26 protein-coding genes are annotated in these 25354 nt (G+C 68.2%); 12 read left to right on the forward strand and 14 right to left on the reverse strand.

Annotated features, from left to right (window positions below; genetic code table 11):
* Positions 1–205 precede the first annotated feature (205 nt).
* Positions 206–622: a helix-turn-helix domain-containing protein gene (locus NS2_RS03515; RefSeq protein WP_033085644.1), complete on the forward strand. Its 417-nt coding sequence runs from the start codon at positions 206–208 to the stop codon at positions 620–622.
* Positions 623–1206: 584 nt separating this feature from the next.
* Here the strand turns inward: NS2_RS03515 and NS2_RS03520 are convergent.
* From NS2_RS03520 to NS2_RS03535, 4 genes are all read right to left on the reverse strand, one after another.
* Positions 1207–2235, reverse strand: coding sequence for a hypothetical protein (locus tag NS2_RS03520; protein WP_033085643.1), 1029 nt, complete (start codon positions 2233–2235; stop codon positions 1207–1209).
* 73 nt (positions 2236–2308) lie between these two features.
* Positions 2309–2821: an ImmA/IrrE family metallo-endopeptidase gene (locus NS2_RS03525; protein ID WP_033085642.1), complete on the reverse strand. Its 513-nt coding sequence runs from the start codon at positions 2819–2821 to the stop codon at positions 2309–2311.
* A 10-nt stretch (positions 2822–2831) separates the two neighbouring features.
* Positions 2832–4076 carry a TrbL/VirB6 family protein gene (locus tag NS2_RS03530; protein ID WP_052085976.1) on the reverse strand — a complete coding sequence of 415 codons (1245 nt, stop codon included), beginning with the start codon at positions 4074–4076 and terminating at the stop codon, positions 2832–2834.
* Between the two features lie 398 nt (positions 4077–4474).
* Positions 4475–4849: a cupin domain-containing protein gene (locus NS2_RS03535; protein ID WP_033085641.1), complete on the reverse strand. Its 375-nt coding sequence runs from the start codon at positions 4847–4849 to the stop codon at positions 4475–4477.
* Between the two features lie 74 nt (positions 4850–4923).
* On the opposite strand from NS2_RS03535, the gene NS2_RS03540 reads away from it, so the two are divergent.
* The gene (locus NS2_RS03540) at positions 4924–5370 is read left to right on the forward strand and encodes a MarR family winged helix-turn-helix transcriptional regulator (RefSeq protein WP_033085640.1); all 447 of its coding nucleotides are present in this window, start codon (positions 4924–4926) and stop codon (positions 5368–5370) included.
* 84 nt (positions 5371–5454) lie between these two features.
* On the opposite strand, the gene NS2_RS03545 is transcribed toward NS2_RS03540, so the two are convergent.
* Positions 5455–6366 (reverse strand): SDR family oxidoreductase, encoded by a 912-nt coding sequence (locus NS2_RS03545; protein WP_033085639.1) that lies wholly within the window; start codon positions 6364–6366, stop codon positions 5455–5457.
* A 28-nt stretch (positions 6367–6394) separates the two neighbouring features.
* Entirely contained in the window at positions 6395–7189 is a 795-nt protein-coding gene (locus tag NS2_RS03550; protein ID WP_370737271.1) for an SDR family oxidoreductase, read from the reverse strand.
* Between the two features lie 50 nt (positions 7190–7239).
* Here NS2_RS03550 and NS2_RS03555 point away from each other — a divergent pair, with 50 nt between their 5' ends.
* From NS2_RS03555 to NS2_RS38745, 5 genes are all read left to right on the forward strand, one after another.
* A complete protein-coding gene (locus tag NS2_RS03555) occupies positions 7240–8016 on the forward strand; it encodes an enoyl-CoA hydratase family protein (RefSeq protein WP_033085638.1) in 777 nt (258 codons plus the stop codon).
* A 1-nt stretch (position 8017) separates the two neighbouring features.
* Positions 8018–8893, forward strand: a complete 876-nt coding sequence (locus NS2_RS03560; protein ID WP_172416802.1) for a CoA transferase subunit A — start codon at positions 8018–8020, stop codon at positions 8891–8893.
* Positions 8893–9651: a CoA-transferase subunit beta gene (locus tag NS2_RS03565; RefSeq protein ID WP_036545242.1), complete on the forward strand. Its 759-nt coding sequence runs from the start codon at positions 8893–8895 to the stop codon at positions 9649–9651. Before NS2_RS03560 ends, NS2_RS03565 begins: the two co-directional genes overlap by 1 nt.
* Complete coding sequence (locus NS2_RS03570; protein WP_033085636.1) at positions 9648–10727, forward strand: NAD(P)H-dependent flavin oxidoreductase; 1080 nt, start codon at positions 9648–9650, stop codon at positions 10725–10727. Before NS2_RS03565 ends, NS2_RS03570 begins: the two co-directional genes overlap by 4 nt.
* Before the next feature lie 210 nt (positions 10728–10937).
* A complete protein-coding gene (locus NS2_RS38745) occupies positions 10938–11621 on the forward strand; it encodes a helix-turn-helix domain-containing protein (protein ID WP_211724351.1) in 684 nt (227 codons plus the stop codon).
* A gap of 10 nt (positions 11622–11631) precedes the next feature.
* Here the strand turns inward: NS2_RS38745 and NS2_RS03585 are convergent, their stop codons facing one another.
* Positions 11632–12465 carry an SDR family NAD(P)-dependent oxidoreductase gene (locus NS2_RS03585; protein ID WP_033085635.1) on the reverse strand — a complete coding sequence of 278 codons (834 nt, stop codon included), beginning with the start codon at positions 12463–12465 and terminating at the stop codon, positions 11632–11634.
* 84 nt (positions 12466–12549) lie between these two features.
* Here NS2_RS03585 and NS2_RS03590 point away from each other — a divergent pair, with 84 nt between their 5' ends.
* Positions 12550–13428: a metallophosphoesterase family protein gene (locus tag NS2_RS03590; protein WP_033085634.1), complete on the forward strand. Its 879-nt coding sequence runs from the start codon at positions 12550–12552 to the stop codon at positions 13426–13428.
* Here the strand turns inward: NS2_RS03590 and NS2_RS03595 are convergent.
* The 7 genes from NS2_RS03595 to NS2_RS03625 all read right to left on the reverse strand — a co-directional run bounded on the left by NS2_RS03595 (position 13417) and on the right by NS2_RS03625 (position 20584).
* Positions 13417–14799 (reverse strand): uracil-xanthine permease family protein, encoded by a 1383-nt coding sequence (locus NS2_RS03595; protein WP_033085633.1) that lies wholly within the window; start codon positions 14797–14799, stop codon positions 13417–13419. The two genes, NS2_RS03590 and NS2_RS03595, sit on opposite strands and share 12 nt — an antisense overlap.
* Positions 14800–15138: 339 nt before the next feature.
* The gene (locus tag NS2_RS03600) at positions 15139–15546 is read right to left on the reverse strand and encodes a hypothetical protein (protein WP_143161172.1); all 408 of its coding nucleotides are present in this window, start codon (positions 15544–15546) and stop codon (positions 15139–15141) included.
* 157 nt (positions 15547–15703) lie between these two features.
* On the reverse strand, positions 15704–16855 hold the full coding sequence (locus tag NS2_RS03605; RefSeq protein WP_033085631.1) for an acetyl-CoA C-acetyltransferase: 1152 nt from the start codon (positions 16853–16855) through the stop codon (positions 15704–15706).
* Between the two features lie 75 nt (positions 16856–16930).
* Positions 16931–17539, reverse strand: coding sequence for a TetR/AcrR family transcriptional regulator (locus NS2_RS03610; RefSeq protein ID WP_033085630.1), 609 nt, complete (start codon positions 17537–17539; stop codon positions 16931–16933).
* A gap of 70 nt (positions 17540–17609) precedes the next feature.
* Positions 17610–18314, reverse strand: a complete 705-nt coding sequence (locus NS2_RS03615; RefSeq protein ID WP_230464065.1) for a hypothetical protein — start codon at positions 18312–18314, stop codon at positions 17610–17612.
* 258 nt (positions 18315–18572) lie between these two features.
* Positions 18573–19367 carry an SDR family oxidoreductase gene (locus NS2_RS03620; RefSeq protein ID WP_033085628.1) on the reverse strand — a complete coding sequence of 265 codons (795 nt, stop codon included), beginning with the start codon at positions 19365–19367 and terminating at the stop codon, positions 18573–18575.
* Positions 19364–20584: an acyl-CoA dehydrogenase family protein gene (locus NS2_RS03625; RefSeq protein WP_071812299.1), complete on the reverse strand. Its 1221-nt coding sequence runs from the start codon at positions 20582–20584 to the stop codon at positions 19364–19366. Before NS2_RS03625 ends, NS2_RS03620 begins: the two co-directional genes overlap by 4 nt.
* A gap of 71 nt (positions 20585–20655) precedes the next feature.
* On the opposite strand from NS2_RS03625, the gene NS2_RS03630 reads away from it, so the two are divergent.
* The 4 genes from NS2_RS03630 to NS2_RS03645 all read left to right on the forward strand — a co-directional run bounded on the left by NS2_RS03630 (position 20656) and on the right by NS2_RS03645 (position 25352).
* Positions 20656–22203: a FadD3 family acyl-CoA ligase gene (locus NS2_RS03630; protein WP_033085627.1), complete on the forward strand. Its 1548-nt coding sequence runs from the start codon at positions 20656–20658 to the stop codon at positions 22201–22203.
* Between the two features lie 70 nt (positions 22204–22273).
* Positions 22274–23158, forward strand: a complete 885-nt coding sequence (locus tag NS2_RS03635; RefSeq protein ID WP_228102539.1) for an enoyl-CoA hydratase — start codon at positions 22274–22276, stop codon at positions 23156–23158.
* Positions 23159–24289: an acyl-CoA dehydrogenase family protein gene (locus NS2_RS03640; RefSeq protein WP_033085626.1), complete on the forward strand. Its 1131-nt coding sequence runs from the start codon at positions 23159–23161 to the stop codon at positions 24287–24289.
* A gap of 19 nt (positions 24290–24308) precedes the next feature.
* Positions 24309–25352, forward strand: coding sequence for an acyl-CoA dehydrogenase family protein (locus NS2_RS03645; protein WP_033085625.1), 1044 nt, complete (start codon positions 24309–24311; stop codon positions 25350–25352).
* Positions 25353–25354: the final 2 nt, after the last annotated feature.

A 25354-nucleotide genomic window follows, 5' to 3' on the forward strand; every position in this document is an offset into this window, starting at 1 on the left:
GAACCGGGGCTCTTAAGCCCTCGGCAAGAACCGTGGGGTGACCCCGCAAACGCCCAAGCCACAGTGGGTGAAGCGGATCACCGCCTAGAAGCTTCAAGGAAATCGCGAATCAGGCGTAGGTTTTCAGTTACTGAGCCGCTAATATCAATGATACGTATCCGAGATAACGACTGTTAGTACAGCGAAGGGAATTGGGCGGCTCACAATGGCTGATTTCGCGGCGCGGCTGAACAAGCTGTTCGAAACCGTGCATCCCCCGGGGCGTAAGCCGCACACGAACGCAGAGGTGGCGGCCGCCTTGACGGCATCCGGCCATCCGATCTCGAAACCGTATCTGTCGCAGTTGCGGTCGGGACAGCGCACGAACCCGTCGGATGAGACGGTGGCAGCACTGGCAAAGTTCTTCAAGGTCAAGCCGGACTACTTCTTCAACGACATCTACGCGGCGAAGATCGATCACGATCTCGAGCTGCTGCCCCAGCTGCAGGGCTATGGACTCCGTCGTCTGTCGAGTAGGGCGTTCGACCTCTCCGAAGAATCTCAGAACCTCCTCACCTCTATGGCGGAGAAGTTGCGGGCCAGCGAAGGGCTGCCCGAAATTCCTCCGGACGGCACGGAATAGGCACTGCCACAGCGCAACACAGTGCGGCTAGCTCGGAGGCCGCACTGTGTTGGTTTGTTACAGGGCTTGTTCTGAACCAGACATAGGCGGGTCACCGGCGGCGCTTGCAGGGCGGCGCCGGTGTCCCGCAGACCATTCGGTCTGAGTGAAGAGTGTTGCACCGGTATCAGCATGCTGAGGCCATGTGGCGTAGACCCCTGCGCTGGTGCATTATGCACAAACCTGGCATAACGCCGCCCGGGACTTCCCGGTCGGCCGAGTGAGTTGTTTTGTGCACTATGTCGTTTTGTGCACTGTGAGTGTTTCGCCCCCAATGCACCATCTCGCGACAAGCAAGAGTGACAACTTCATTGACAAGTAAGTCCCGCACCACGCACGCCGGGTGCGATGAGACGAAACCTCGGATACGAAGTCTCATCGAGAAGGCCCGACGGAATGCCACGCCCTTGGCAATCAGCGCGGTGCGGGACTTGCTCTTTTGCGACAAGATCGCAAATGCGCCCGGTGATCTCCGCGTGATCAACTTCGGGGCGCATCCGGACAGTAATGGATGGCTCCCCGGAACAGTAATGAACGGGTAATGACTACCGGCTGGCAGAACCCTGAACAGCGGCGGAATCCGCCCCGGCCGCATCGTAGGCGCGGGCGATGGCCTGCACCCAGCCGCGCGGGCTCACCCCCGCCGGCGGCGAGATCCACCGGCCGTCGATCACCACCGGGCCGAACGGATTCCGCGCCCACTCGGCCACCCGCCCGGCGCGCTCGGTCACCGAGACCGGGGGCGCACCCGCCGCGGCCAGTTCCACTCCGCCACCGGACTGCAGGTAGAGCGCGTCCATGATCTGCGCGACCTGATCGGAAGCCTTGAGCTGGGTGCCCGATCCGGTCTGCTCGTGCGCCACCACCTCCGGGAAGCGGGCGATCAGCACCCGGTGCAAGGTACGAATCTGCTTGAGCAGCACCCGCGCTCGCCACCACAGCTCCAGCACGATCCACACCGCGCCGACGGCGATGAGCATGGCGGCGAGCTGCCAGACCGGCCAGAACCAGCCCGCGTCGCCAGCCTTCGGCATCGGCTCGTCGTGCGCCGCGCGGCGAATCGACAGCGCCGCCAGCACGCCGACCACGAAGGTGCCGGTGGTGTAGAGCGCGATGCCGCGGCCCAGGGTGGTCCAATCCAGGTTGCGCACACCGGTGATCACGATGAACACGCACTCGAGCACGACGACCGCCCAGCCGAAGGTGGCCGACCAGAGCAGCGTCAGGATCATGGCGATCGCGCCGCCCGCGTAGATCATCATGCCGATCTGACGCAGATTCCGGCGCGACACCACCGGCCACGCCGCGGCCGCCACCACCGAGGCCGCGGTGGCGAACATGATCCAGGCCGCGGTCACCAGCCGATCGCCGAGCCACATGCCGTGCACCCCGCCGGGCGCCAGATGATCCACCGCCAGACCGATTTCCGGCACCCCGACGGTCACCGCCAAGGCCACCGCGGCCACCGCGATCACGATCGCGACCCGAGCCGTGGTCGCCGGTTTCACCAGCACGCGCCCGACGCGTGCACCCGAGGCCATCCAGACCAACATGGCCGTCAACCAGAAAGTCATGCTGCGCCCTTTCGCGGATGCCCGTGGGGCCCTGCGTGGTTACGCACGCCGCCGCCTCCGGGACCTGCCCCGGTCATCCGAGTGCCTCGTCGAATCGAAGGACCGAGACGCCCGCGCCTCGGCTGTTGAACACGCGGAGCCGGGTCATGAGCATGCTCGCGAAGGTCTCCGCCTCCCACTCGCACTGTTCGTCGTCGCCCAGATCGATGGTCTTCTGGTGTGCGCGCTGGCTGAGCATGTAGGCGATGAGATCGTCGCTGGCCTCCAGCACCACCTCGGTCGCCGCCTCGCCCGGATGGTCGAAGACGATGTGGCCCAACTCGTGCGCGAGGGTGTGCTCGCGGCTGGGCAGCGCCTGCGCCAGCACGATCACATCGCGGTCCGGATAGCTGCGGCGCTGGCCGCAGACGCCCGGACCCAGTTGGGCGCTGGCGATCTCGATGGGCCGCCGCCGCTCGGCGGAGATGGCCAGCACCACCTCGTCCAGGTCGGTGGCGTCGAAGTCGGCCGCCACCGCGCACACCGCGTCCACCGCGGCGGCCACCCGCCGGTAGGACCCGATGCTATGAGCCTTGCTCTCGGTCATCGCGGTCCTCTCATGCCCTCGGTCCGAAGAACGCCGCGCGTGCGGCATCGACGCGTCCCTGGGCGGCGGACGCGCTCTGGAAACTGACCGCGCCCGAGCCGGTGCCCACCAGCGCCATGGCGATCAGCCCGCCGATCACCGACAGTGGTTTCCACGGCGGCAGCGGTGTGTTGTTGGAGGTCGGCTTCACATCCGGATTCGGTTGCGCCAGTGCGGGAGCCGGGGCGGGCGCGGGTGGCGGCGGAGGCGGCGGGGCGGGCGCGGCCTCGGGTTCGGGTTCGGGCAGCGCGGCGGCCGGGGCGACCACGGCGGGCAGCTGCGGCACGGCCGGGGACTGCGGAATCTCGATCGGCACCGGCGGCACCACGGCGGGCGGGCTGGGCAACGGAATCAGCAGGAGCAGCAGGGGGGAAGCGCAGATCGCGGCCGAGCCCAGGCCTGCCGAGCCGAGGGCCGCGGAACCCACCGCGGCCGAACCGAGATCGGCCGAGCCGGCGGCGGAACCCGTCGCGGTCGAGCCGACGCCCGAGCCCGTCGCGGCCGAACCGACCGAGGAGCCGACACCCGCCGAACCCACGCCGGTCGAACCGCCTACCGCGGAACCCACACCGGCGGAACCGATTCCGGCCGAACCCACCGCCGCGGACCCGGTGCACAGCGCGGCCAGTCCGGCCGAGCCGACGGCCGCCGAACCCACGGCGGCCGAACCTGTTGCGGCCGAACCGGTACCGAGCAGCACGCCCAGCAGCGCGGAGCCGGTGCCGAGGCCCGCCGAGCCGACGCCCGCGGAGCCCAGGCCGAGCACCGATCCGGTGCCGAGTCCGGCGGAACCGACCGCGGCGGAACCGGTCACGGCTCCGGCCGAACCGGCACCCGCGACGGCCGAACCCAAACCCGCGCCGGCGGATCCGGTTGCGGCGGAACCGGTGCCCAGGACCGCGGATCCGGTGCCGCCCAGTACGGCGCCGACGCCGGCCGAACCGACACCGGCCGAACCGGTGCCGAGGCCGAGCAGAATGGAGAGCAGATCCAGCGGCCCGGCCACCGGGGTGGCGGCCTGCGCCTGCCCGTCGATGGGCTGGGATTGGGGCACGGGCTGGGATTGGGGTGCCGACTGGCCGGGGTCCTGCCCGGCGGGCACGGGATCGAGCGGGATGCCACCCGGCTGCGCATCGGCGGCCGCGGGCCCGAGCAGCGCCGAACCGGCGACAGCTGCGATAACTGCCGCCAGGCGCATTGCACGATCGACGATCATGCGACAGCCATCCCCTCATCGATACCGCGCACTTGGCTTGTCTCCGCACCAGGGGTACGGAATCCCGATCCACGCCCGGCGGATCGGGACAGGTTTCGAGCTCCCTGTCGCCCCGATTGCCAGACCGTTGCGGAACGCGGCCATCGTACCGGTCACTACGTGATCCCGCACAAGTCCCGATTGCATTAGGGGGTCCAACAAACCGTACGCCTGCCCAACCCCCTACGTATCGAATATCACCAAGCGCCCCAGCCCAATTGGCCTAGACCGGTCCCCACTGCCCTGCCCGACCACCTCCCGGTCCCCGCCGTGCGGCCCGGCGACCTTGTCGAATATCGACAATTCAGACCAACAGGGCAGCAAATCATCCGTCATCACGAGGCGGACGATATGTTCACCTACTGCGCCCACGGCGGGCTGACGCGCTCGCCGCCGGGCGCCTGGGCGTAGGCCCCCACGGGCAGGACCGCCACCGCCTCGAACGGCTCATCCCCCGGCACCGACAGCCTGAAAACGGTGTCCGCGGGAATCACCAGTGCGTCCCCGGCCCGGAAATCCGCGACCGCGCCATCCATCTCGATGCGGGCGCCGCCGGCGAGTGCGACGAAGATCTCCTCCCGCGACACCGCGTGCGCGTGACCACCGCTGCCGGCCTGGAGTGTGAATCGCCACACGCTGTTCTCTCCGGAGCCCCGACTGGGTGCGGCCAGTCCGGTGGCGGTCATGCCCGGACCCTCGAAGGTGGGTGCGTCGGCGGATTTGATGAGTGGCATGCTGTCTCCATATCTTCAACCAAGGTTGTCCAACTAGAGTTGAATATATGCCCATGCGAAAGGAGCGTCAACACATGGATTTCGGCGTGCTACTCGGCCAGGCCTACCAGTCCTTCGTGCAGCAACTGCACGCCCACCTCGCCGACCACGGCCACGAGGTGCTCGGCGCGTCCTACGGCTACGTGCTGCGCGCCCTCGCCGAATCCCCCCGCACCGCAAGCCAACTCGGCGAGCAACTCGGCATCACCGCACAGGGCGCGGCCAAGGTGGTCGACGAGATGGTCCGCCACGGCTACGTCGAACGCCGCCCCGACCCCGCCGACAAACGCGCCAAACTCCTCCATCTGGCCCCGCGCGGCGAAGACATGCTCCGCACCGTCCGCGACTTCCACGCCGCCTACGAACAGCGCCTCGCCGACCGCGTCGGCCCCGCGAAGGTCGCGACCGCCCGCACCGTCCTCGGCGAAATCAGCGACGAAGCAACGGAACCCGGGCGCATCAGGACCCTTCGGCCTTTGTGACCGCAAGCGGTGCGAGGACCCTGAAACGACCATCGCCGGCATCCCGCGTGGGGATACCGGCGATGAGAAGTCGAGCCCGGGCTCTTACGCGCCGTAGACGGGCTCCGGGGTGGTGGCCTTGGAGAGCAGGTCGCGGACGACCGGGCCGAGTTCGGCGGGCTCCCAGCGGGCGCCGCGGTCGATGGAGACGCCGTGGCGCCAGCCGTCGGCGACGGTGACCTTGCCGCCCTCGACCTCGAACATGCGGCCGGTGACGCCGGCGGAGTCGGTGCTGCCGAGCCAGACCACCAGGGGAGAGACATTTTCCGGGGCCATGGCGTCGAAGCCGTCCTCGGGGGCGGCCATCATGTCGGCGAAGACCGTTTCGGTCATGCGGGTGCGCGCGGCCGGGGCGATGGCGTTGACGGTGATGCCGTAGCGCGCGAATTCGGCGGAGGCGGTGAGGGTCAGGCCCGCGATGCCGGACTTGGCGGCGGAGTAGTTGCCCTGGCCGACCGAGCCGAGCAGGCCCGCGCCGGAGCTGGTGTTGATGATGCGGGCCTCGGGGGTGCGGCCCGCCTTGGCCTCGTTGCGCCAGTACTCGGCGGCGTGCCGCATGGGGGCGAAGTGGCCCTTGAGGTGCACCTTGATGACGGCATCCCACTCGTCCTCGCCGAGGTTGACCAGCATGCGGTCGCGGACGATACCGGCATTGTTGACGAGAACGTCGAGGCGGCCGAAGGTTTCGACGGCGGTGGCGATCAGGCGGCGCGCGCCCTCCCAGTCGGAGATGTCGTCGCCGTTCACGACGGCGTCGCTGCCGAGCGCCTTGATCTCCGCGACGACCTGCGCGGCCGGGGAATCCGGGCTGGGCGCGCCGTCGAGCTCGGCACCGATGTCGTTCACGACCACCTTGGCACCCGCGGCGGCGAAGGCGAGGGCGTGCGCGCGGCCGATGCCGCGACCCGCTCCGGTCACGATGACGACGCGGCCGTCGCAGATCTTGTTGTCGCTCATATCGATTACCTCTTCGTTGTCGATCGGTCTAGTGGCCCGAGACGGCGGGGACGTCTGCGGTGGAAGCTTCGAGGAACGCGGGCTTCTCGCCGCCGCCGTGCACCAGCAGCGCGCTGCCGGTGATGTAGGCGGCCAGGGGCGAGGCCAGGAAGGCGGCCGTGCGGCCGATGTCCTCGGGGGTTGCCATGCGCTGCATGGGAACCGTGCGGCTCACCGCGGCGATGCCGTCCTCGTCGCCGTAGTGCAGGTGCGAGGACTCGGTATTGACCAGGCCGCAGATGACGGAGTTCATCCGCACCTTCGGTGCCCATTCCACCGCGAGCGACGAAACCAGGCTGTCCACACCTGCTTTCGCCGCACCGTAGGCGGCGGTGCCGGGCGAGGGCCGATGTCCGGAGACGCTGGAGATCATCACGATCGATCCGCCGGTCTCCTGCTTCTGCATCACCTCATTGGCCACCTGTGAAACCAGCAGCGGCGCAAGCAGATTCAACTGCACGATCTTCGAGTGGAAGTTGGGGGAGGCATCGGCGGCCAGTGCGAAGGGCGCGCCACCGGCATTGTTCACCACGGTGTCCAGCCGCCCGTACTTCTCGACGATCGCGTCGATCAGCCCGCGCACCGAATCGGCGTCGCGCACATCGCACGGCAGGAAGTCGATGCCGCGTCCATTGCTCTCGACGGGGGTGTCGCCGGGCCGCCGCGCACAGGCCACCACGGTCGCGCCCGCGTCCAGGAAGACCCGGCTGATGCCGGCCCCGACGCCGCGCACGCCGCCGGTGACCAGGACGACCGAGCCGGACAGGTTTACTTCGATTCCCACCGTGCTAACCTACCAAGCACTTGCTTGTTTTGTCAACGATGGGACATTCGATGGGGATCAACCGTCACACCGAAACCGAGGGCGTCGAAGTCGTCACTGTCGACTACCCGCCGGTCAACGCCCTGCCCTCCGACGGCTGGTTCGCCCTCGCCGACGCCATCACCCAGGCCGGGAAGAACCCCGAGACCCGCGTGGTCGTGCTGCGCGCCGAGGGCCGCGGCTTCAACGCGGGCGTGGACATCAAGGAGATGAACCGCGATGTCGGGCACACCGCCCTGATCCGCGCCAACCACGGCTGCTTCGCCGCCTTCGCCGCGGTCTACGACTGCGAGGTCCCTGTCGTCACCGCCGTGAACGGCTTCTGCCTGGGCGGCGGCATCGGCCTGGTCGGCAACTCCGATGTCATCGTCGCCTCCGACGACGCGACCTTCGGCCTCCCCGAGGTCGACCGCGGCGCGCTCGGTGCGGCCACCCACCTGGCCCGGCTGGTCCCCCAGCACCTGATGCGGACCATGTTCTACACCGCGGGCACCCTCACCGCGCAGCAGCTGCACCACTACGGCTCGGTCTTCAAGGTGGTCCCGCGCGCCGAACTCGACGCCGCCGCAATGGAAGTCGCCAAGAACATCGCCGACAAGGACGGCCGCGTCATCCGCGCCGCCAAGAAGGCGCTCAACGGCATCGACGTGCAGGACGTGCACCGCTCCTACCGGTTCGAGCAGGGCTTCACCATGGAGCTCAACCTCGCCGGTGTCGCCGATGAGATCCGGGCGCGTTTCGACGACGACCTGGCCGCCCGGAAAAGCACAGTAGAAGGACCGAAATAATATGCGCGACAAGCGAATGAGCCTCGACGAGGTCGTCGGCGAGCTCCGCAGCGGCATGACCATCGGCATCGGCGGCTGGGGTTCGCGGCGCAAGCCGATGGCCTTCGTGCGCGCGCTGCTGCGTTCGGATCTGAAGGACCTGACCGTGGTCACCTACGGCGGTCCGGATCTGGGTCTGCTGTGCTCGGCGGGCAAGGTGCGCAAGGCGTACTACGGATTCGTGTCGCTGGATTCCGCGCCGTTCTACGACCCGTGGTTCGCCAAGGCGCGCACCGAGGGCGCGATCACCGTGCGCGAGATGGACGAGGGCATGGTCAAGTGCGGTCTGCAGGCCGCGGCGGCCCGGCTGCCGTTCCTGCCGATCCGCGCCGGATTGGGTTCTGCCGTCATCGATTTCTGGGAGGGCGAGCTCAAGACCGTCCAGTCGCCTTACCCGACCGATGGCAAGACCGAGACCCTGGTCGCCATGCCCGCGTTGAACCTGGATGCCGCGTTCGTGCACCTGGACCTGGGCGACAAGCACGGCAATGCCGCCTACACCGGCGTCGACCCGTACATGGACGACCTGTACATGCTCTCCGCCGAGAAGCGCTACCTGTCGGTGGATCGCCTGGTCGAGACCGAGGAACTGGTGAAAGCCGTTCCGACGCAGGCCCTCATCCTCAATCGCATGATGGTCGACGGCGTGGTCGAGGCCCCCGGCGGCGCGCACTTCACCTTCTCCGGCAGCTACGGCCGCGACGAGAAGTTCCAGCGCCACTACGTCGAGGCCGCCAAGACGCCCGAGTCGTGGGCCGAGTTCAAGGCCCGCTACCTGGATGTGTCCGAGGACGAATACCAGGCCGCCGTCGAGGCTTTCGCCGAGGAGCAGAAGTAATGACTGACACCGCTACGGTTACCCGCGCCGAGATCTGCGTCGTCGCGGCCGCCGAGATCTTCCGGGGCGCGGGCGAGATCATGGCCTCCCCGATGTCCACCGTCACCACCATCGGCGCGCGGCTGGCGCGGCTCACCTTCGAGCCGGACCTGCTGCTGTCCGACGGTGAGGCGCTGTTCTTCGCCGAGGTCCCGCCGATCGGCGGCAAGGCACCCATCGAGGGCTGGATTCCGTTCTCCAAGGTCTTCGATGTGGTGAATTCCGGTCGCCGCCACGTGGTCATGGGCGCGAACCAGCTCGACCGCTTCGGCAACCAGAACCTGTCCGCCTTCGGCCCGCTGCAGCAGCCGACCCGGCAGATGTTCGGTGTGCGCGGCGCGCCGGGCAACACCATCAACCACGCCACCAGCTACTTCGTGCCCAAGCACAACAAGCGGGTGTTCGTGGATCAGGTCGACATCGTCTCCGGAATCGGTTACGACAAGATCGATTCCGAGAACCCGGCCTACCGGTTCCACCACCTGCACCGGGTGGTCTCGAACCTGGGCGTGTTCGACTTCAACGGCCCGGACCACACCATGCGTGCGCTGTCGCTGCACCCGGGTGTGTCCGCCGACGAGGTCGCCGAGAACACCTTGTTCGAAATCGCGGGCCTGGCCGAGGCGGGCGAAACCCGTTTGCCCACCGAGGAAGAGCTCACCATCATCCGGACCGTGCTGGACCCCAAGGGCTTCCGCGAGAAGGAAGTGACGGCATGACCGCACAGCGACTGAAGACGCCGCTGACCGAACTGGTCGGCATCGAGCACCCGATCGTGCAGACCGGCATGGGCTGGGTCGCCGGTCCGGGTCTGGTCGCGGCCACCGCGAACGCGGGCGGCCTCGGCATTCTGGCCTCGGCCACCATGACCTTCGAGGAGCTCGAACAGGCCATCGCCAAAACGAAGGCGAAGACCGACAAGCCCTTCGGCGTCAATATCCGCGCCGATGGCTTCGACGCCACCGAGCGTTGCGAGCTCATGATCCGCGAGGGCGTGAAGGTGGCCTCCTTCGCCCTGGCTCCCAAGAAGGAGCTCATCGCACGGCTCAAGGACAACGGCGTGGTGGTGGTGCCGTCGATCGGCGCGGCCAAGCACGCGGTGAAGGTCGCCTCCTGGGGCGCGGACGCGGTGATCGTGCAGGGCGGTGAGGGCGGTGGCCACACCGGTTCCGTCGCAACGACTCTGCTGCTGCCGTCCGTCCGCGACGCCGTCGACATCCCGGTGGTCGCCGGTGGCGGTTTCTTCGACGGCCGCGGTCTGGCCGCCGCGCTGTCCTACGGTGCGGCCGGTGTCGCCATGGGCACCCGCTTCCTGCTCACCCAGGATTCGGCGGTGCCGGATTCGGTCAAGCAGGAGTACCTCAAGCGCGGACTCCAGGACACCGTCGTCTCCACCAAGGTCGACGGCATGCCCCACCGCGTGCTGAACAACGAACTCGTGGACAAGCTGGAACATTCGAGTGGTGCGCGCGGCCTGGCCGCGGCGGTCTCGAACGCCTTCAAGTTCAAGAACATGACCGGTATGAAGTGGTCGACCATGGTCAAGGACGGCCTCGCCATGCGTAAGCACAAGGATCTGGCCTGGTCCCAGGTCATCATGGCCGCCAACACCCCCATGCTGCTCAAAGCCGGTCTGGTGGAAGGCAACACCCACGCGGGCGTCCTCGCCTCCGGCCAGGTCGCGGGCATCATCGACGACCTGCCCACCGTGGCCGACCTGATCGACCGCATCATCACCGAGGCCGTCGAGCGCATCGACAGCCTCAACTCCTACCGCGTCACCACCACCGCCTGACGCGTCCCTGAAAACGTGCGCGGCCACCACAGCCCGACCGCGCACCCCGGATCCGCACACCATCGGATCCACGCGCGCCCCTATCGGCGCGCCGAGCCGTCCCCGGAACCTCTCGCCCGGGGGCGGCTTCGCGCATTTCCGGTGCCCGCTGCTCACAATCGACTGCGAATACCAGGCGTTATACACTGCATTGCATATACCGTCGATTATATGGAGGAGCCTTACGCGATCGAGCTCGAACCTGAGGTCAGCGCTTGGCTCGACACGCTCTCGAGGGCCGAATACCGAGCAGTCGAGTTCAAGGTCGACAGACTGGCCGCCAGCCCAACCACATTGGGCGAACCTTGGACGCGTCACCTCGAAGGACCGGTCCGAGAACTACGCTTCCGGCTCAACGGCGCCTCGGTACGGATCGGATACTGGCTCGCACCGGGCCAACGGCTCGTTCTTGACCGTGTTCCACAAGACCCGAATGCGCGAAACGCTCGAAGTCAGCCGAGTAATTCAGGCTCAGAAAGAGTGCGAGGCCGAACACGGCGCCGCCACTCATATCTACGACCGTATCTTCAAGGAGGACCAGCCATGATTCGGGCGCACCACACTCGGTGGAAGATCCCCGACGAACATCGAGCCGACCCCGAATACATCGCAGCCGCTGATGCTTTCGCCTTGGCACAGGCGGTCTACGACCGACGCGCAAAGCTGGGCATCACCCAGACCGAGTTGGCGCGCCGGGCGGGAATGACTCAGCCGCAGGTGAGCCGCCTCGAAGGCGGAGACGTCACTCCAACACTGCCCCTGCTGCACCGCCTGTCCATCGCCCTCGAGGCGGAGCTGAAGTTGTCCTTCAAGGGCGAGGAGTTGGCTGTGGAATTCGTCGACCGCGCAGCGTGATCCGTCGCCGTCAGCGGCGGCGGATTCCGGAGACCAGGGCGAATAGGGTGTCGAGGACCGGGGTCGGGGTGATGGCGGTGGCTACGACCTGGATCTTTCCGGCGATGCCGGGGATGTAGCGGGCCCTGGGGTGCTTTGCGGTGAGGGACTTTTCGACTTCCTTGACCACCGAGTCGACCGGGGCGGCGATCTTGGGGACCTGCTGGGACATTTTGCGGAGGCCCGCGAGGTGGGCGGCGTAGAGGTCGCGTTGGGCGTCGGTGAGGTGGGCGGTGGTGGTGTCGACCATGTCGGTGGCGCCGAACCAGAGGTCGGTGGCGATGGGGCCCGGTTCGATGAGGGTGGTGTGGATTCCGAAGGGGCGGAGTTCTACTCGGAGGGCGTCTACCAGGCCCTCGAGGGCGAATTTCGAGGAGTTGTAGGCGCCGGTGCCGGGGGTGGAGATGCGGCCGGAGAGGGAGGAGATGAAGACGGCTCGGCCCTTGGCGGCGCGCAGGCGCGGGAGGACGGCCTGGGTGACGGCCACCGCGCCGAAGACGTTGACCTCGAACTGGTTTCGGAGTTCGTCGAGGGTGAGGAGTTCGACCGGGCCGTCTACGACCACGCCCGCGTTGTTGACGACGGCGGTGAGGTCGGCGGGGAGGACCGCGTCGAGGGCGGCGATGTCCTCGGGGTTGGTGACGTCGAGCTGCACCGGGGTGATGCGGGAGTCGGCGGCGGCCAGTGCTTCGCCGTCGGAGAGTTTGCGGACGCCCGCGTAGACCTGCCAGCCCTGCTGGGCCATTCGCAGGCAGATGGCCTTTCCGATGCCGCGCGCCGCGCCGGTAACCAACACAGAGTTCATGGTGGTCAGCCTAATTCGGAGCGGCCCGGCATGGCACGGGGTAATGGGGATGCTGTTCGGGGGTGGGGGTGTCACCATGTGGCGATGGGGAATATCCTGATTGTCGGAGACCTGCACGGGAACACTGCGCACGCGCTCACCGCGGTGCGTACCGCGCAGCGTGAGCAGTGCTCGCGGGTGTTCGTGGTGGGGGACTTCGGGGCGTGGGAGCACATGGCCTCGGGGCGGCGGTATTTCGACGTGGTGGGTAAGACGGCCAAGCGGGCCGGGGTGGTCGTGTACTTCCTGGACGGGAACCACGACAAGAGTTCGCTGCTGCACGAGCTCTACGACGACAACCGCGATGACGAGGGATTCCTGGTGTGCCGCAAGCACCTGCGGTACGCGCCGCGCGGGCACCGGTGGAGCTGGGAGGGGACCACGTTCGCGGCCTTCGGCGGGGCGCTGTCCACGGACAAGGGCTGGCGGCTGGCGCGGGAGGCGCGCAAGGCCGAACAGGTCGAGAAGCGGCGGCGCTACGGGTCCCTGCATCGGCCGGAGACCGCGGGCACGCTGTGGTTTCCGGAGGAGGAGATGACCGACGACGAGCTGAGCGCGCTGCTCGAGGCCGACGGCTCACCGGTGGACATCCTGCTCACCCACGACAAACCGCGTGCCTCCGAGCCGAAATGGAACCGCAAGGACAAGCCGGAGTGCTATCCGAATCAGGACCGCGTCCAGCGCGTCGTCGAAGCGCTGCGGCCCAGCGTGCTGTTCCACGGGCACCTGCACGTGCGCTACACCGACACCATCGCCTCCGGTGACGGCCAGTGGACCCGGGTCGAGGGCCTGGCCTGCGATCCGGAAGCCTCGCAGTACCTGGAGTATTCGAGCGAACACTCCTGGTACGTGCTGCCACTGCCGTACCCGGGGCAGTCGCTCGAGGTCACCGACGACACCGAACCCAGTTCGCTACCGGCCTGATTCGTCGTCGTAGGAGGAGGTGCCCTCGTCCAGCAGCGGCTCCTCCACCTTGAAGTGCGCGGGCGCGAAGAACCGCAGCACGTGGTAGCCGGTGATGACGACCAGCGTGCCCAGGGCGATGCCGCCGAGGGTGAAGTTGTCGGTGAACTTCATGCTCACATTGCCGATGCCGATGATCAGGCCCGCGGCGGCCGGCACCAGGTTGAGCGGATTGCGCAGATCGACCCCGGCATTGGTCCAGATCTGCGCGCCCAGCAGGCCGATCATGCCGTAGAGGATGACGGTGATGCCGCCGAGCACGCCGCCCGGAATGGCCGCGACGATGGCCCCGAACTTGGGGCACAGACCGAAGAGCAGGGCGAAAAAGGCCGCGGCCCAATAGGCGGCGGTCGAGTAGACGCGGGTCGCGGCCATGACGCCGATGTTCTCGGAGTAGGTGGTGTTGGGCGGGCCGCCGACCGCGGTGGACAGCATGGAGGCCGCGCCGTCGGCGGCGATGGCGGTGCCGAGCTTGCCGTCCAGATTGCCGCCGGTCATCTCGCCGACCGCCTTCACGTGCCCGGCGTTCTCCGCGACCAGCGCGATCACCACGGGCAGCGCGACCAGCACCGCCGACAACTGGAACGACGGCGCGTGGAAGGTCGGCAGGCCCAGCCAGTCCGCCTTGGCCACGCCCGAGAGATCCAGCCGCCAGTGATCGACGACCTTGCCGCTGCCATCGGCCGAGTGGATCTTCCCGAACACCCGGTCCAGCACCCAGGAGAGTCCGTACCCGAACACCAGGCCCAGGAAAATCGCGATGCGCGAGAAGAATCCGCGCAAACCGACGACCGCCAGCCCGGTGAAGAGCATGACCAGCAGGGCGGTCCACTGATCCTGCGGCCAGTAGGTCGAGGCGGTGACGGGAGCCAGATTGAAGCCGATGAGCATGACCACCGCGCCGGTCACCACCGGCGGCATGGCGGCGTGAACGATGCGCGCCCCGAACTTCTGCACCGCCAGACCGATCAGGAACAGCACCACGCCGACCGCGAGACAGGCCCCGGTAACCGTCGCGCTACTTCCGCCCTGGGCCCGGATCACCGCCGCCACGCCGACGAACGACAGCGAACAGCCGAGGTAGCTGGGCACCTGCCCGCGGGTGGCCAGCAGGAATATCGCCGTGGCCACGCCCGACATCATGATGGCCAGGTTGGGGTCGAGTCCCATCAGCACGGGCGCGACGAAACTCGCCCCGAACATGGCCACGACGTGCTGCGCACCCAACCCGAAGGTCCGCGGCCACGACAACCGCTCATCCGGCCGCACCACCGCCCCGGGCGCGGGCGTACGCCCATCCCCGTGCACCGTCCAGCGGACACCCAAACCCATCAACCGCCCGCTTTCTCCCGAAGGTCCGAAACCAATCGCGGCCATCCTAATCCGAGCAAACCCCCAGCTCTGGCGGCACACGAGTCGGCGACCCACGCACACCGGCCGGGCGATGGAGCCGCTCGCCCTGATTCGGACCACCGCCGCAACCCGGCGGCAGCGCATCACCCCACCGGACCATGCCGCGGCGAACCCGGAGTACGACCGGATCGGACTCGCATTCCCGGCACAAGCGCCGGAAATACCCTGTGGTGCAGCAATTTTCGATCGACGCAGGGGTGGGCGCGGGCAATCCTCACCGATCGGGTGCGGCGGCGGCCGCTTCACCGCTACGGCAAGCTATCCGAGGCCGTAGCGACGTCGAATTGCGGCCGGTAGCGCATAACCGTTGGCCCCCTCGTCGACGCCATCCGGCGGAAAGGCTTGCGGACCAGGCGAGTTCGCGAGATCCGGCAGGGCACGAGTGAGGCGGCGCAGCACACCGGCGACCATCGGATCGGCGGTGAGTTCGGCGCGAAGCTCGGCGGCCCGTTCCCGTGCTCGCGCGAGCGCCAGCTCATGAGCACGGGAAATCACCTGTGCCAAAGCCGCATCCGGCAGCTCGAGACCGACGATCCGGCCGTCGGCCTCTACCTCGATCCGCACGCCGTTCAGAGCCGCCCGGCCGCGCACCTCGGCCACGGCGTCCTGCACCCGTCGCGCCTTGCGCGCCACCTCCTCGAACCGCCCCTCCCCCGATATCGCCACGGGCCCAGCCTAAATACGCCGTGCCACATGCCGAGTGGCTTCGATGACTTCGCGCCCCCGTCGGCCGTCCCGCGACAGCGCCATGACGAGCCCGCGCGAACGGAAGAAGCCGCCCACCGGATGTCGATGTGCGGCTTCTGGAAACGCTGCGAGTGGGTCAGCTCAGGCGTTCGATGACGGTGACGTTGGCGGTGCCGCCGCCCTCGCAGATGGTGAGCAGGCCGTAGCGGCCGTTCACTCGCTCGAGTTCGTTGAGCATGGTGGCGAACAGCTTGGCGCCGGTCGCGCCGAGGGGGTGACCGAGGGCGATGGCGCCGCCGTTCACGTTGACCTTGTCCGGGTTGGCGCCGGTTTCCTTGATCCAGGCCAGCACCACCGAGGCGAAGGCCTCGTTGATCTCGATGACGTCCATATCGTCGATGGTCAGGCCGGTCTTCTCGAGGGCCCACTTGGTGGCGGGGATGGGGGCGGTGAGCATGTAGATCGGGTCCGCGCCGCGGGCGCTCACGTGGTGGATGCGGGCGCGCGGGGTGAGGCCGTACTCCGCGACCGCCCAGTCCGAGGCCAGCAGGGTGGCGCTGGAACCATCGGAGATCTGGCTGGCCAGCGCGGCGGTGATGCGGCTGCCCTCGGCCAGCGGCTGTAGCCCGGCCATCTTCTCGAGGGTGGTCTCGCGCGGGCACTGGTCGATCCAGAAGTCGCCGACCGGCACGATCTCGCGGTCGAAGCGGCCGTCCACGATGGCCTTGCGGGCGCGGTCGTGGCTGCGCAGCGCCCACTCCTCCATATCGCGGCGGGAGATGTCCCACTTCTCGGCGATCATGGTGGCCGAATTGAACTGCGACACTTCGCCGGTGCCGTAGCGGTGGTCCCAGCCCTGCGCGCCGACGAACGGCGAGTCGAAGCCGTAGGCCTGCCCGGCCAGCATGGCGGCCGAGATCGGGATGACCGACATGTTCTGCACGCCGCCCGCCACGATCACCTCGGCGGTGCCGGACATGATGGCCTGCGCGCCGAAGGTGATGGCCTGCTGCGAGGAGCCGCACTGCCGGTCCACGGTGACGCCCGGCACCGACTCGGGGTAGCCCGCGGCCAACCACGAAGTGCGAGCGATGTTTCCGGCCTGCGGACCGATGGTGTCACAGCAGCCGAACACCACGTCGTCCACGGCGGCCGGGTCGAGGTTGCTCCGCTCGACCAGGCCCTTGATGGCGGCCGCGCCCAGATCGGCCGGATGCACACCGGCCAGCGCACCGCCCCGCTTGCCGACCGGGGTGCGCACGGCGTCGATCACATACGCCTCACGCATCGGCGAGTACTGGCGGCGGGACGGTGCTGACATGAGAACTCCTACTGCTGAACGCTGGGGCTGTGAAGTTGTTGTCTAGGTGTGCGTCTGAGGGTTGGTGAGCCCGTCGAGCACGATGGTCAGGTACTGCTTGGCGAGGTTGTCCACGGTGATCCGGCCGCCGGGCTGGTACCAGCGCACCGACACCCAGACGGTGTCGCGCAGGAACCGGTAGGCGAGTGCGATGTCCATCTCGGGCCGGAAGCTGCCGTCGGCGACGCCGTTGGCCAGCACCTGGTGCCAGAGTTCGCGGAACTCCTTGTTGTACTCGGCGATGTAGTCGAATCGCGGTGTGCCGCTGAGGCGTTTGGCCTCGGCCTGGTAGATGGCGACGGCGGCGTGGAACCGGTCGAACGATTCGTAGGACGCGACGACCAGCGCCTCCAGCGTGTCGCGCGCGGACACGCCAGCGGATACGATCTCGCGATACCGCCCGAAGAGGTCGTCGAGGAACCCGCGCAGGATTTCGTCCACCATGGCTTCTTTGGAATCGAAGTGGTGGTACAGACTCCCGGATAGAATCCCCGCCGCGTCGGCAATGTCACGAACCGTGGTGGCGCGCAGTCCGCGTTCCGCGAATAGGTTCGCGGCCAGGCCGAGCAGCTCGTTGCGACGTGCTGATTTGGAGGGGTCAGGTTGGGTCACTCCGCCAATATACAACCAAGCATTTGCTTGGTCCACCAGGGCGCCTGATCACCGCGCCTCGGAGTGGCGTTCAGCGCACCGAATAGCGCAGCGGCGAAGAGACCGATAGGTCGGCCAAGAGCCGATCGCAGATGACCACCGGTGAGATCCCGGCCCGGGCCATCCGGGCCACCAGCGCCAGGCGGCGTTCCGGACTGTCCCATTCGACGATCAGCGGCTCCCGGCCGGGTCCGGCGTCAACCGTGGCCATGACCCGCGGCGGCCCGCCGCCGTGATCGGGTTCCTCGATGATCTTGAGAATCATTCCCCGTTGCCATGCCCGATACGTCTCCATATCGGCCCCCACCACCAATTTGTCTGTGGCAGCGCATAACCCCTGCGCTATCTCATCGGCGAAGGCGAGATGATCGAACCGCAGGCGTCTGCAATTGCGCACCACCTCCAACAGGTCGGCACGAACCTCGCAGAGCAGGGCGGTTCGTTTGCGACGCCGCCGATCCGCATCGGAATCGCCGTATCCGGTCGCCCGCGACAGTCCCAGTCGGCGGGCCCGATCGCGGTCGCGAATCATGTCCCGCCGCAGGGCGGCGCGCGGATCGCGCGCCACATCGGTTTCATCCACGGCGTGTTGTTCGAGGATCTGCGCCGCACGCATGGCGGTGGCGCGTTCCGAGTCGTGGTCGAGCAATTCCGCACCCAAAGTCAGTGCGGCCAGAACGACATTGTCGAGCCGTCGGCGCGCCAAGACGACCTCGCGCACCAGCTCGAGTTCCATTTCCTCGTGGGCTTGTTCTGGGGCTGCTTGTTGTCTGCGATCCGGACCCATGGGTCGTGCCCTTCGACTAGCGGTACCGGCCTAAACCAGGATTGCACAGGGAGACCCTCAACGCGCCAGCCATTTTCCCTTCCGAATAAAACACGCACTGCCGCGCCCCCTCTGGGGACGCGGCAGTGAGAAAAGCTGCGACCGGAAGACACAGCATTCCGTAAGAACCGAACGCACTAATTCGGTTGTACGGGCGAGTAATCCGAATTACGCGCGCTGACTGGAAATGGAGACCACCTCGCCGGTGAGGTACGTGGTGTAGTCGCTGGCGAGCATGGCGATGGTGGCGGCCACCTCCCAGGGCTCCGCGGCGCGGCCGAAGGCCTCACCGGCCGCCAGCCGGTCCAGCAGGTCGGCGGAGGTGACCTTGTCGAGGAAGGCGTGCCGGGCGATGGACGGGGCGACGGCATTGATGCGGACGCCGAATTCGGCGGCCTCGACGGCGCTGCAGCGGGTCAGCGCCATGACGCCCGCCTTGGCGGCGGCGTAGTGGGCCTGGCCGTGCTGGGCGCGCCAGCCGAGGACGGAGGCGTTGTTGACGACGACGCCGCCGTGCCCGGCCTCGCGGAAGTACTTGAGCACGGCCCGAGTTGCCCGGAACGTCCCGTTCAACGTGATGTCGAGAACCTTGTCCCACTGCTCGTCGGTCATGTCGACCACGGGCACCTCGCCGCCGAGACCGGCATTGTTGACCATGACGTCGATGCGGCCGAACGCGGCCACGGCACCGGCGATGAGGGCGTCCACCTGCTCGGTCGAGCTGACGTCGCAGGGCACGGAAGCGACTCGGCGGTCCGGGAATTCGGCCTGCAGGGCCTCCTCGGTCTCCTTCAGGCGGCGCTCGTGCCAGTCGGAGATCACCACGTCCGCACCCTCGGACAGCAACCGGCGCGCGGTGGCCGAGCCGATGCCGGTGCCCGCGGCGGCGGTCACGACCGCGATCTTGTCCGCGAGCAGGTTGTGGCCCGGGGTGATTTCGGGGGCGGTGGAAAGGTCACTCACGGTCGAGCCTCTCGGGGAAGTCCGAGCACGCGCTCGGAGATGATATTGCGCTGCACTTCGTTCGAACCGCCGTAGATGGTGTCCGCACGGGTGAAGAGGAACATGCGCTGCCAGGCATTGAGATCATCGCCGGGGCCGTCGGCGATGAGGCCGGGCGCGCCGAGCACGTCCATGGCCAGTTCGCCCAGTCCGCGATGCCAATTGGCCCACAGCAGCTTGGTCACCGACGCCTGCCCGGCGGCGGTGCGGGCATCCACGGAGGCTCCGTCGTGACCGGACTCGAGGGTGCGAAGCACGTGCGCGCGCAGCACCCGCAGGCCGACCCACGCCTGGTCGAGGCGATCGGCGATGACCGGGTTCTCGATCGCGCCGTTCTCGCGGGCGACCGCTTCGAGGTCGGCGAGCTCACGCGCGTAGCGGATCTGCTGGCCGACGGTGGAGATGCCGCGCTCGAAGGTGAGCGTGCCCATCGCGACCTTCCACCCCTCGCCGGGCTGCCCGACCACGAGATCGGCCGCGGTGCGGGCATTGTCGAAGAAGACCTCGTTGAATTCGGCGGTCCCGGTGAGCTGGATGATGGGCCGCACCTCGACGCCCGGCTGCTTCATGGGCACCAGCAGATAGGACAGGCCGTGGTGGCGGCTCGAGCCCTTCTCGGTGCGGGCGACCACGAAGCACCAGTCCGACAGGTGGGCCAGTGAGGTCCAGATCTTCTGGCCGTTGATCACCCATTCGTCGCCGTCCAGGTGGGCGGAGGTGGTGACGGCGGCCAGGTCCGAGCCCGCGCCCGGTTCGGAATAGCCCTGGCACCACAGCTCGGTGACATTGCGGATGCCCGGCAGGAAGCGCCGCTTCTGCTCCTCGGTGCCGAAGGCGATGACGGTGGGTCCGAGCAGTTCCTCACCCAGGTGCGAGACCCGGCTCGGCGCATCGGCCTTGGCGTATTCCTCGTGGAAGATGACCTGCTGCCGCAGCGTGGCGTCGCGGCCGCCCCATTCCTCGGGCCAGCCCAGGCAGGTCAGTCCCGCGGCGGCGAGGGCGCGGTCCCATTCGAGCCGCTCCTCGAAGGCCTCGTGCTCGCGCCCGGGACCACCCAGACCGCGCAGCTCGCGGAACTGGCCGTTCAGGTTCTCGGCCAGCCATTCCCGCACCTCCGTGCGGAATTCGGCATCCTCCGCGGGCTCAATCCCGCTGGCCGGTTCGGGGGTCTGGATCATGCTCACGTCGGTAGAGTAACCTACCAAGCACTTGCTTTGTTAGACCCATTCCCGGACAGCGAGGACGCTCAGTGACTTCTCCTCCGCAGACCACACCGCTCGCCCTGCACGAGGCCGCCCACCGGTACGGTGACGCGCCCGCCGTGGGTGACGGTGCCGTGCGTCTGAGCTGGTCGCAACTGCTGGACTCGGTGCGTGAGACGGCGCGGGCGTTGATCGCGCGCGGCATCCAGCGCGGCGACCGCATCGGCATCTGGGCCCCCAACACCCACCACTGGGTGACGGCGGTCCTGGCCACCCACTACGTGGGCGCGGCCATCGTGCCGCTGAACACGCGGTACGTGGCCGACGAGGCCGCGGACGTGCTGGGCCGGGTCGACGCCAAGGCGCTGTTCATCGCGGGCACCTTCCTGGGCCGCGACCGGCTGACCGAACTGCGCACCGCCGCACCGGAACTGGGCATCGAGACGGTCATCGTCATTCCCTCCGAAAAGGAGGAGCCCGTGCAGGACGCCATCGTCTGGTCAGAGCTGGGCAAGCTGGCCGAGGCGGTCAGCCTGGAGGACGCCATCGCGCGGGCCGAATCCGTCTCCGCGGACGACCTTTCCGACATCCTGTTCACCTCCGGCACCACCGGGCGCAGCAAGGGCACCTTGATCGCGCACCGGCAGGCGCTGGCGGGCGCGCGGGCCTGGTCCGAATGCGCCACGCTGCACAGCGCGGACCGGTACCTGGTGGTGCCGCCGTTCTTCCACAACTTCGGCTACAAGGCGGGCATCATCGCGTGCCTGGTCACCGGGGCGAGCATCATCCCGCAGGCCACCTTCGACGTGCCGGAGACCATGCGCCTGGTGCACGACGAGGGCATCACCGTGCTCACCGGCCCGCCGACCATCTACCAGACCATCCTGGAACACCCGGCGCGCCACGACGCCGACCTGTCGAGCCTGCGGGTCGCGGTCACGGGTGCGGCCACCGTGCCGGTCGTGCTGATCGAAAGAATGCGCAGCGAACTGCAATTCGACGTGGTGCTCACCGCCTACGGGCTCTCCGAGTCCGGCGGCTTCGGCACCATGTGCCGGCCCGAGGACAGCGCGGAGACCATCGCCAATACCTGCGGCCGCGCCATCGGCGACTTCGAGACCAAGCTGGCCGACAATGGCGAACTGCTGCTGCGCGGTTCGCAGGTGATGCTCGGCTACCTCGACGATCCGCAGGCCACCGCGGACACCATCGACACCGACGGCTGGCTGCACACCGGCGATGTCGCCACCATCGACGAGCGCGGCTACGTGAAGATCACCGACCGGCTCAAGGACATGTACATCTCCGGCGGGTTCAATGTGTACCCCGCCGAGGTGGAACAGGCCCTGGCCCGGCTGGAGGGCGTCGCCGAGACCGCGGTCATCGGGATCGAGGACGAGCGCATGGGCGAGGTCGGCAAGGCGTTCGTGGTGCGCACGCCCGGTGCCGAGCTGACCGTCGAAGACGTGGTGGCGCACGCGAAGACGCTGCTGGCCAATTTCAAGGTGCCGCGGTTCGTGGAGTTCCGCGACCAGTTGCCCTACAGCGCGGCCGGGAAAGTGCTCAAGCGGGAACTACGTGAGGAGAAGGCGTGAGCGAGTCCAGCCCGGAGGCGGTAGCGCAGCGTAACCACGCAGGGCGCTCGATCGCGCGAAAGGAAGCAGTGTGAGCCAGGAATTGGGACCTGTCCCGGATGAGGGCGAGGTCGTCCGCTACGAGAAGCGGGGACCGATCGCGGTCGTCACGCTGAACCGGCCGGACTACCGGAACGCGCAGAACTCGGTCATGACCTACGCGCTCGACGCCGCCTTCGTGAAGGCCGTCGAGGATCCCGAGGTCAAGGTCATCGTCTTGGGCGGTGCCGGAAAGCATTTCAGCGCGGGCCACGACATCGGTACGCCGGGCCGCGATCACCACATCAAGTACGAGAACAAGGCCGCGCTGTGGTGGGACCACACCGACCGGCCCGGCGGCGATCAGCGCTTCGCCCGGGAGTCCGAGGTGTACCTGGGCATGTGCCGGCGCTGGCGGGAGATCCCCAAGCCGACCATCGCCATGGTGCAGGGCGCATGCATCGCGGGCGCGCTCATGCTGGCCTGGTCCTGCGACATGATCGTGGCGTCGGAGGACGCGTTCTTCTCCGATCCGGTGGTGCGCATGGGCATTCCGGGCGTCGAGTACTTCGCGCACCCGTGGGTGCTGGGGCCGCGCCGGGCCAAGGAGATCCTGTTCACCGGTGAGCGCTTCACCGCCGCACAGGCTTACGAGTGGGGCATGCTCAATCGCGTTGTCGCGCGCGAGGATCTGGAGACCGAGACCTTCGCGCTGGCCGAGAAGATCGCGGAGATGCCGCAGTTCGGGCTGGCGCTGACCAAGAAGGCCGTCAACCAGTGCGAGGACCTGATGGGGATGCGCGCGGGCATGGATTCCGTGTTCGGGCTGCACCACTTCGCGCACGCCCACAACGCCGAGGTCGGCGCGGACTCGCTGGGCGGCATGAACGCCAAGTCGATGAAGGCGGCCGCTACGAACAAGGACGGGGCCAACTAAGTGGATCTCGACTTCGACGCCAAGACCGAGGAATTCCGCGCCGAGGTGCGGGAGTTCCTGGCGGCCAATGTGCCCGCCGCTCCCCTGCCCTCCATGGACACCAAGGAAGGGTTCGAGGCGCACCGGGCGTGGGAGGCCAAGCTGGCCGAGGCCCGGCTGTCGTGTGTGGCATGGCCCGCCGAGTACGGCGGCCGCGACGCCTCGCTGACCGAGTGGGTCATCTTCGAGGAGGAGTACTACGCCGCGGGCGCGCCGGGTCGCGTCTCGCAGAACGGCATCTTCCTGCTCGCGCCCACCCTGTTCGAGCACGGCTCCCCCGAGCAGCTGGCCCGCATCCTGCCGAGAATGGCACGCGCCGACGACATCTGGGCGCAGGCCTGGTCGGAGCCGGAGGCCGGATCCGATCTGGCGGGCATCCGCTCCACCGCCAAGCGCACCGAGGGCGGCTGGCTGCTGAACGGCCAGAAGACCTGGAGTTCGCGGGCCTCGTTCGCGGACTGGGGTTTCGGCCTGTTCCGCAGCGACCCGGAGGCCGAGCGGCATCGCGGGCTGACCTACCTGATGTTCCCGCTCACCGCGGAAGGCATTACGGTGCGGCCGATTCCGCAGCTGGACGGCGAGCCGGGCTTCGCGGAGATCTTCCTGGACAATGTGTTCGTGCCGGACGCCGATGTGATCGGCGAAGCCAACAACGGCTGGAAGGTCGCCATGGCGACCTCCAGCAATGAGCGCGGACTGTCGCTGCGCGCGCCGGGCCGGTTCACCGCCACCGCCGCCAAGCTCATCGAGCTGTGGCAGAACGCGGCGGACGAGTCCGACACCGCTCTCGCCGACCGCGTCGTCGACGCGTGGGTGGGTGCGGAGGCGTACCGCCTCAATACCTGGGCCACCGTGACCCGCCTGGCAAACGGCGGCCAGCTGGGCGCGGAATCCTCGGTGAACAAGGTGTTCTGGTCGGATCTGGACATCGCCATGCACGAGACCGCGCTGGATCTGCACGGCGCGGCCGCGGAGCAGGAGTCGGCCTGGACCGACGGCTACCTGTTCTCGCTGGCGGGCCCGATCTACGCCGTTACCAACGAGATTCAGCGCAATATCATCGCCGAACGCCTGCTCGGCCTGCCGCGATAGCCACAGGGAGGACGACGACATGCGATTCGCATTGACCGCAGAACAGAACGATTTCGCCGCCAGCCTGCGCAAGATGGGCGAGGCCGCCAAGACGCCCGGCGTCGTCCGGGCCTGGGGCACGGGCGATTCCGCCGCCGGGCGCGCGCTGATCGGCCAGCTGGCCGAGGCGGGCGCGCTGGGGCTGACCGTCAGCGAGGAGAACGGCGGGTTCGGCGCGGGCCCGGTCGAGCTGATCGTGGCCTTCACCGAGATCGGCCGGGCCGCCGTGCCGGGCCCGCTGGTGGAGACCGCCGCCACGATTCCCGCACTGCTGCAGGCGCTTCCGGATCCGGCGCTGGCCGCCGCGAAGCTGCCGGAGCTGGCCGAGGGCGCACAGCTGGGCACGCTCGCCGTGACCGCTTCCGGCGGGGCGAACGCGGGCCGGGCCGCGGGTGCGGCGACCGCACTGGACGCCGATATCGCCGACCTGGTGCTGATCGCCGAGGGCGACCGCATCGCGCTGGCCACCGCCGGTGAACTAGTCACGTCGGTGGACGCGGCCCGCCGCCTGTTCACCGTCACCGCGGCCGAGACCCTCGCCGAGGGCGAGGGCGTCTCCGCCGCAATCGATCTGGCCTTCGACACCGCCGCCCTGGCTGCCGCCGCGCAGCTGCTCGGCGCGGGCCGTGCACTGGTGGACACCAGCGTCGAGTACGTCAAGCAGCGCCAGCAGTTCGGCACCCCGATCGGCCGCAATCAGGCCATCAAGCATCATCTGGCCAATGCCCACATCGGCCTGGAAATGGCGCTGCCGCTGCTCTATCGGGCCGCTCTCACGCTGGAGTCGAACGCGGACAGCCGGACTCGCGGCCGTGACATCTCCGCCGCCAAGCTGGCCTGCGGCGAGGCCGCCTACCGGGCCGCCCGCATCGCCCTCCAGGTCCACGGCGCCATCGGCTACACCGCCGAATGCGACCTGTCCCTGTGGCTCACCAAGGTCACCGCCCTGCGCTCGGCCTGGGGCACCCCCGCAGAACACCGCGCCCGCATCGCAACCGCCCTCCGCGCCGGAAACGTCGCGTGACC

It is taken from the genome of Nocardia seriolae NBRC 15557 (assembly GCF_007990715.1).
GTDB lineage: Bacteria > Actinomycetota > Actinomycetes > Mycobacteriales > Mycobacteriaceae > Nocardia > Nocardia seriolae.